The following is a 6789-nucleotide window of genomic DNA, read 5'->3' as shown; positions in this document are numbered from 1 at the left end:
GCGACCGGCCGTACGCCCGCACCCGCGCCGCAGCCCGCACGCCCGCGTCACCGGCCGTGCGGCCCCGCGCCCTGGCGAAGGTGACCGAGACGCACCGATCCGGGTCCGGGCCGCGACCGGCCGTACGCCCGCACCCGCGCCGCAGCCCGCACGCCCGCGTCACCGGCCGCGCGGCCCGCGCCCTGGCGAAGGTGACCGAGACGCACTGATCCGGGTCCGGGCCGCGACCGGCCGTACGCCCGCACCCGCGCCGCAGCCCGCACGCCCGCGTCACCGGCCGTGCGTTCACGTCCGCCCCGCATTGCGCCTACGGCAGCGAGCCGCCCGTAGCGTCCACCCACTGCCCCGTCACCCAGCGCCCGTTCTCGGAGGCCAGGAACGCCACCACGTCCGCGATGTCGGCGGGGGTGCCGACGCGCCCCAGTGCCGACATCGCCGCGGCGCCCGCCCACGCCTCGTCGCTCGCGCGCAGCCACTCCGCGTTGACGTCGGTGTCGACGATGCCCGGCGCCACCGAGTTCACCGTGATGCCCCGGCTGCCCACGACCCTGGCCAGATCGCGGGTGAGGACATCGAGCGCGGCCTTGGTCATCGCGTACGCCATCAGGTCCGGCAGCAGCGCGGACCGAGAGACGCCGGAGGAGATGCTGACGATCCGGCCGCCGTCCCGCATCCGCTCCAGACCGAGCCGGGCCAGGAAGAACGGGGCCTTGGTGTTCACCGCGAACAGCCGCTCGTACTCCGCCTCCTCGATCTCCCCGAACGCGCGGGCTGTGCCGATGCCCGCGTTGTTGACCAGGATGTCCACCCCGTCGGCGTGCCGGTCGAAGGCCGCCCACAGCGCCTCGGCGTCGCCGGGGACACCGAGTTCCTGACCGAGGGCGAAGGCCGAGCCGCCGGCCGCCTCGATCGCGGCGACCGTCTCCTCGGCGGCCGCCGCGTTGCTGCCGTAGTGGACGGCGACCCGCGCCCCGTCCCGGCCAAGCCGCTCCGCGATGCCCCGGCCGATGCCCCGGCTGCCGCCCGTGACCAGCGCCGTCCTGCCCGTGAGTGCGCCCATGGCGTACGTCCTCCCCGTGGATGTAATTCTGTAGCGGTCGCTACAGAAAGGGAACGTAGCACATTATTTAGCGGTCGCTATAGAATTCGTCCATGACCACCGGACAGCGCGGCCGCCCCCGCTCCTTCGACCGGACCCGGGCGCTCGAACAGGCCACCCTCGCCTTCTGGGAGCACGGCTACGAGGCGACGTCCGTCGCCGATCTGACCCGGGCCATGGGGATCGGGGCGCCCAGCCTGTACGCGGCCTTCGGCGACAAGAAGGCCCTCTTCGACGAGGTCGTGCGGGGCTACGGGCAGACGCACGGGGCCTATATGGTCCGCGCGCTCGCCGAGGAGCCGACCGCGCGCGGGGCGATCGGGCGGATCCTGCGCGAGGCGGCGGCCGAGTTCACCCGCCCCGGCCGCCCGCACGGGTGTCTGGTCATCAGCGCCGCCGTCAACTGCGCCACCCGCGAGGTCGAAGAGGGTCTGCGCGAGCAGCGCGAAGCCAACATCGCGGAGTTCGAGCGGCGGATCGCCGCCGACGTCGCGGCCGGGCGGCTGCCCCCGGGGACCGACGCCCGCGCGCTCGCCCGGTACACCGCCGCGGTGTTCCAGGGCATGTCCGCGCAGGCCAGGGACGGGGTGAGCGAGGCGGACCTGAGCGCGGTCGCCGAGTGCGCCATGCGCGGCTGGCCGGACGGACAGCCCTAGCCCCGCGGCCCCGCTCGTGGCAGGCTCGGCACTGCCTGGAGCAGGGCCCGTAAACGGATGGACATGAGGAATGGTCTAGTCCACAATGGCCCGAGCAGGCCTCCGGCCTCCCCGCACAGGAGGCCGGACAGAGGTACGCGGCGCTCTCTGCCCTGACAGCGCCGGGGACCTCCCGTAAGGCCGAGGGGCACCGCACACCCGTCGGCCGGCAGTTCCGGGCTGCGGTGCCGGACGGGCCGAGGGTCCCGACCCGGCGCCGTAGCCCGCGCGGGTACCCTCGCTGACGTGCCCTCCATGAACGATCTCGTACGCCAGCACACCGCTCTCAGTGAATCCGACCTGGAGTGGCTCCATCTGCTGGTCTCGGAGTGGCAGCTGCTCTCCGACCTCTCCTTCGCCGACCTCGTGCTGTGGGTGCCCACCCTGGACGGCAGCCGGTACGTCTCCGTCGCGCAGATGCGGCCCAACACCGGCCCCACCTCCTACCAGGACGACATGGTCGGCCATCTCGTCCCGCGCGGCCGCCGCCCGCTGCTCGACGCCGCGCTCGACGAGGGCCGCATCGTGCGCGAGGGCGACCCGGAGTGGCGCGAGGAGGTGCCGGTGCGGGTCGAGTCCATCCCCGTGCGCAGGGAGGGCCGCGTCCTCGGCGTGATCGCGCGCAACACCAATCTGCTCACTGTGCGTACACCCTCCCGCCTGGAGCTCACCTATCTCCAGTCCGCCTCCGACCTGGCGCAGATGATCGCCGCCGGGTCCTTCCCCTTCCCGGGGCAGCAGGTCGACATGGACGCCTCGCCGCGCGCCGGCGACGGGCTGATCAGGCTGGACGCGGACGGCGTCGTCCAGTACGCCTCGCCCAACGCCCTCTCCGCGTACCACCACCTCGGGCTCGCCTCCGATCTGGTCGGCCAGCACCTCGGTGAGCTCACCGCCCAACTCGCGCCCTCGCGCGGCCCGGTGGACGAGGCCATCGCCAAGCTGGCCAGCGGCTACGCCCCGCGCGAGACCGAGGTCGAGGGCAGCGGCGGGGTGATCCAGCTGCGGGCGATCCCGCTCAAGCCCAAGGGCACCCGCATCGGTTCGCTCGTCCTGCTGCGGGACGTCACCGAACTGCGCCGCCGCGAGCGCGAGTTGATCACCAAGGACGCCACCATCCGGGAGATCCACCACCGGGTGAAGAACAACCTCCAGACGGTCGCGGCCCTGCTGCGCCTACAGGCCCGGCGGATCGACTCCGAGGAGGGGCGCGAGGCGCTGAACGAGGCGGTGCGGCGGGTCGGCTCGATCGCGATCGTGCACGAGACGCTCTCGCAGAACCTGGACGAGCGCGTCGAGTTCGACGAGATCGCGGACCGGGTGCTCGCGATGGTGGCGGAGATCTCCCCGGGCAAGGTCAGCTGCCGCCGTACGGGCCGGTTCGGCATCCTGGACGCCGAGGTCGCCACTCCGCTGGCGATGGTGCTGACCGAGGTGCTGCAGAACGCCCTCGAACACGCCTTCGCCCAGGGGGAGCAGGGCACGGTGGAGGTCTCGGCGGTACGCGGCGGCACGCGCGACGACGCCCGGCTGCTGATCACCGTGCGCGACGACGGCCGGGGGCTGCCCGAGGGGTTCGACCCGAAGAAGGCCGGGAACCTCGGCCTCCAGATCGTCCGCACCCTGGTCGAGGGCGAGCTGGGCGGCGCCTTCGACATGGTGGCGGCGCCGGAGCGGGGCACCCAGGTGGTGCTCGACGTACCGGTGCGGGCGGACAAGTAACCCGTACGCCTACAGAACAGGCACAGACAGCAGCGAGCCCCGGACCGCGAACGGTCCAGGGCTCGAATGCTGTGGGTTACTTCTGCGCGCTGCGGCTCGGGGGGCGGTGAGTGCGTACTCGCTGTACGCGCCGCGCCGGCCTAGGCAGGAGGGGGGATCAGGCGGTCGCGTTGCGCGCCCGGTTGCGAGCGGCACGGCGCTTCATCGCGCGGCGCTCGTCCTCGCTGAGGCCACCCCAGACGCCGGAGTCCTGGCCGGACTCAAGCGCCCACTGCAGGCACTGCTCCATGACGGGGCAGCGGCGGCAGACGGCCTTGGCTTCCTCGATCTGCAGCAGCGCAGGACCGGTGTTGCCGATGGGGAAGAACAGCTCGGGGTCTTCCTCACGACAAACGGCGTTGTGACGCCAGTCCATGGCTGCTACCTCTCTTGGTGATGCGTATGGGTGCTTGTGAATGTGAACGCTTTCACGAATCCCCCCGCAAGGGAAGGGCCGACTTCCAGTTGGACTGGTTGTGGTCCTGAGTTGAGGAGGGGTTCTGGCTCTCACGGAGGCCGGTGTTGCGGGCCGTCCCGATCGCCATGTAGAGATTCGCAAACCTCGGCGGCGGATACAACCCCTTCAGGAAAGTTTTTTTTGATTCCTCGGTGTCGACTGGGTCACAGTCGTACTTCTATGGGGTGGGGCCTGGCCCAAACGTTCGAGTTAAAGGACTTTCGGCCCTTCCACTCACACAATCACACGCAGTGCACGGCGTACGCCTGTGAACGTCACGCTGGTACGCAGACCCAGGTGGTCGCCGTCCATCTGGAAGGGCAGCGGGGCCTTGGAATGCAAGGTGAAGTCCGTGAGGTCATGCTGTGAAACCGCGTGCTTGCCGTGTGGACCCTTCTCGGGGGTCGAGGTCAGCAGCTGGGTGGCATAACGGGCCGCCGCCGTGGTCGAGAGCCTGGAGAGGGAGAGCACGTCCAGGGCCGTCTCGAAGGACGCCTCCGGTGCCGCGTACACCGGGCGATTGCCCAGGTAGGTCCAGGGAGAGGTGTTGCAGACTATCGACATCACCAGCTCCTCGACCGGGTCGTGGCCGGGCCGCTCCAGGGTGATCGTTCCGTGCCGCCGGTGCTGCTCGGCGAAGAACTGGCGGGCCACCTGGCGGATGTAGAGGCTGTGTGTGGAGCGTCTGCCGCGTTCCCGCTGCTGTTCGACCCGGCCGACGACCCCGGCGTCGAACCCCAATCCGGCGCAGAACGTGAACCAGCGGTCCGGGACGCCCTCGTCCTCACTGCCCGGGGTGCCCGCCGCCAGGCCGAGACTCACCGTGCGGCCACGTCCCTCGCGCAGGGCGTCGAGCAGTATGCCGGTCGCCTCGACGGGTTCGTTGGGCAGTCCGACCGCGCGGGCGAAGACATTGGTGGAGCCGCCGGGGACCACCGCGAAGCTCGGCAGGCTCTCCGGGTCGGGGCCGTTGTGCAGCAGACCGTTGACGACCTCGTTGACCGTGCCGTCGCCGCCGAGCGCCACGACCAGGTCGATGTCGCTGCTCTCCGCCGCCCGCCGCCCGAGGTCGCGGGCGTGCCCCCGGTACTCCGTGGTCACGGCCTCCAGCTTCATCTCGCTGGCCAGCGCGTGGATGAGGACATCACGGGTGCGGGCACTGGTGGTGGTAGCCGCCGGGTTGACCACGAGAAGTGCACGCATGGGCGCCAGAGTACCTACCGGGTGGTACCGGGCACAGTCCAGCCCCCTCTCCCCGGCCCGGGAACGGGCCCTGCCGAGGGCTACCCTGCTGGGGTGAGTACTGAGCAGCACCCTGACAGCGAGAGCGGCGCCGGCACCCCTGAAGGGCCGCGCCCCGTCCGGCTGACCCAGGCCGCAGCGATCGCCGCGATCGAGGGCCTCGCCCTGGTCGGCGGCGGCCTCTTCATGCTCGTGATGGGACTGATGGGCAAGCCCGACCAGCCGCGGCAGGCCGAGACGGGCGGCGTGACGCTGATCGTCCTCGGGATCATCCCGCTGGTCGCGGCGCGCGGGCTGCTGCTGCGGCGCCGCTGGAGCCGGGGGCCCGCGCTGATCACCCAGATCCTGGCGCTGCCGGTCGCCTGGATGTTCCTGCACGCGGACGGGCCGGCGATCCCGGTGGGCATCGCCATGGCCGTGCTCGCGGTGACCGGCCTGGTCCTGCTGGTCAACCCGGCCACCGCGGAGGCGCTCGACGTGCGCGGGGCGGGCGGGACGCGTACGCCGTAGTCCGGCGGGGCACCCGGCGCCGTGGGCTTGTGGCCCGGAGCGCCCGGCCCTCCGGCGTGTGACGCGTCCTACTCCTCCACCAGCAGCTTCTCCCGCAGCTGGGCCAGGGTCCTGGCCAGCAGCCGGGAGACGTGCATCTGGGAGATGCCGACCTCCTGCGCGATCTGCGACTGGGTCATGTTCCCGAAGAAGCGCAGCAGCAGGATCCGCTTCTCGCGCGGCGGCAGGTCCTCCAGGAGCGGCTTGAGCGACTCCCGGTACTCGACGCCCTCCAGCGCCTCGTCCTCCGCGCCGAGGGTGTCGGCGACCGCCGGGGACTCGTCGTCGGTGTCCGGGACGTCCAGCGACAGCGTGGAGTACGCGTTCGCGGACTCCAGGCCCTCCAGGACCTCCTCCTCGGAGATGCCCAGGCGCTCCGCCAGCTCGTGCACCGTGGGCGAGCGGCCGTGCTGCTGGGAGAGCTCCGCCGTGGCCGTGGTGAGGGCCAGGCGCAGCTCCTGGAGGCGGCGCGGCACCCGGACCGCCCAGCCCTTGTCGCGGAAGTGCCGCTTGATCTCGCCGACGACCGTCGGGGTCGCGTACGTCGAGAACTCGACGCCGCGCTCCGGGTCGAACCGGTCCACCGACTTGATCAGGCCGATGGTGGCGACCTGGGTCAGGTCGTCCAGCGGCTCGCCGCGGTTGCGGAACCGCCGGGCCAGGTGCTCGACCAGCGGGAGGTGCATCCGGACCAGCTTGTTGCGCAGCTCGGCCTTCTCCGGCGAGCCGTCCGGGAGTTTGCGCAGCTCGATGAACATCGCCCGCGCCCCGCTGCGGTCCTGCGGATGGTGCTGCTGCGTGTGCTCGATGTGCTCGCTCATGTGGGCCGCCCGCTCTGCCTGCCGCGTCTGCTCCGCCACGGCCTCTGGGCCGTCAAGTCCGTCCACCGGGTGCGGCCGGGCCTGCTGCTCCGGAATACCGACGGAGCGCGGCATCTCCGGGTGCGTCTCGGGGATGCGTCTGTCGTCCCGCACCGGACCGTCCCC

At 71.7% G+C, this 6789-nt stretch carries 8 protein-coding genes; 4 read left to right on the top strand and 4 right to left on the bottom strand.

What is annotated here, in order from left to right; all coding sequences use genetic code 11:
• The coding region (locus ACFWA7_RS17975) for a hypothetical protein (protein WP_385823808.1) at positions 1 to 209 on the top strand (209 nt) is incomplete at its 5' end.
• Positions 210 to 307: 98 nt separating this feature from the next.
• On the opposite strand, the gene ACFWA7_RS17970 is transcribed toward ACFWA7_RS17975, so the two are convergent.
• Entirely contained in the window at positions 308 to 1060 is a 753-nt protein-coding gene (locus ACFWA7_RS17970) for an SDR family oxidoreductase (RefSeq protein ID WP_385534122.1), read from the bottom strand.
• A gap of 92 nt (positions 1061 to 1152) precedes the next feature.
• On the opposite strand from ACFWA7_RS17970, the gene ACFWA7_RS17965 reads away from it, so the two are divergent.
• Both ACFWA7_RS17965 and ACFWA7_RS17960 read left to right on the top strand, forming a co-directional pair.
• Positions 1153 to 1755 carry a TetR/AcrR family transcriptional regulator gene (locus ACFWA7_RS17965; RefSeq protein ID WP_385823806.1) on the top strand — a complete coding sequence of 201 codons (603 nt, stop codon included), beginning with the start codon at positions 1153 to 1155 and terminating at the stop codon, positions 1753 to 1755.
• Between the two features lie 294 nt (positions 1756 to 2049).
• Entirely contained in the window at positions 2050 to 3516 is a 1467-nt protein-coding gene (locus tag ACFWA7_RS17960; protein WP_385823814.1) for a sensor histidine kinase, read from the top strand.
• A gap of 157 nt (positions 3517 to 3673) precedes the next feature.
• Here the strand turns inward: ACFWA7_RS17960 and ACFWA7_RS17955 are convergent, their stop codons facing one another.
• Complete coding sequence (locus ACFWA7_RS17955) at positions 3674 to 3931, bottom strand: WhiB family transcriptional regulator (RefSeq protein WP_004937597.1); 258 nt, start codon at positions 3929 to 3931, stop codon at positions 3674 to 3676.
• A 315-nt stretch (positions 3932 to 4246) separates the two neighbouring features.
• A complete protein-coding gene (locus ACFWA7_RS17950; RefSeq protein ID WP_385823804.1) occupies positions 4247 to 5215 on the bottom strand; it encodes a diacylglycerol/lipid kinase family protein in 969 nt (322 codons plus the stop codon).
• Between the two features lie 93 nt (positions 5216 to 5308).
• On the opposite strand from ACFWA7_RS17950, the gene ACFWA7_RS17945 reads away from it, so the two are divergent.
• On the top strand, positions 5309 to 5764 hold the full coding sequence (locus ACFWA7_RS17945) for a hypothetical protein (protein WP_385534131.1): 456 nt from the start codon (positions 5309 to 5311) through the stop codon (positions 5762 to 5764).
• Between the two features lie 68 nt (positions 5765 to 5832).
• Here ACFWA7_RS17945 and ACFWA7_RS17940 read toward each other — a convergent pair whose 3' ends face one another.
• Positions 5833 to 6738 carry an RNA polymerase sigma factor SigF gene (locus ACFWA7_RS17940; protein WP_385534255.1) on the bottom strand — a complete coding sequence of 302 codons (906 nt, stop codon included), beginning with the start codon at positions 6736 to 6738 and terminating at the stop codon, positions 5833 to 5835.
• Positions 6739 to 6789 lie beyond the last annotated feature (51 nt).

The sequence above is a fragment of the Streptomyces sp. NPDC059994 genome (genome assembly GCF_042737755.1).
Taxonomy (GTDB): Bacteria; Actinomycetota; Actinomycetes; order Streptomycetales; family Streptomycetaceae; genus Streptomyces.
The sequence above is the reverse complement of the archived record's forward strand: the minus strand, read 5'-3'. Positions and strand labels throughout refer to the sequence as shown.

Bases quoted from the DNA above. Each gene is read 5' to 3' on its own strand.
- ACFWA7_RS17970 (WP_385534122.1), bottom strand. From the start codon at position 1,060: ATGGGCGCACTCACGGGCAGGACGGCGCTGGTCACGGGCGGCAGCCGG.
- ACFWA7_RS17965 (WP_385823806.1), top strand. From the start codon at position 1,153: ATGACCACCGGACAGCGCGGCCGCCCCCGCTCCTTCGACCGGACCCGG.
- ACFWA7_RS17960 (WP_385823814.1), top strand. From the start codon at position 2,050: ATGAACGATCTCGTACGCCAGCACACCGCTCTCAGTGAATCCGACCTG.
- ACFWA7_RS17955 (WP_004937597.1), bottom strand. From the start codon at position 3,931: ATGGACTGGCGTCACAACGCCGTTTGTCGTGAGGAAGACCCCGAGCTG.
- ACFWA7_RS17950 (WP_385823804.1), bottom strand. From the start codon at position 5,215: ATGCGTGCACTTCTCGTGGTCAACCCGGCGGCTACCACCACCAGTGCC.
- ACFWA7_RS17940 (WP_385534255.1), bottom strand. From the start codon at position 6,738: ATGCCGCGCTCCGTCGGTATTCCGGAGCAGCAGGCCCGGCCGCACCCG.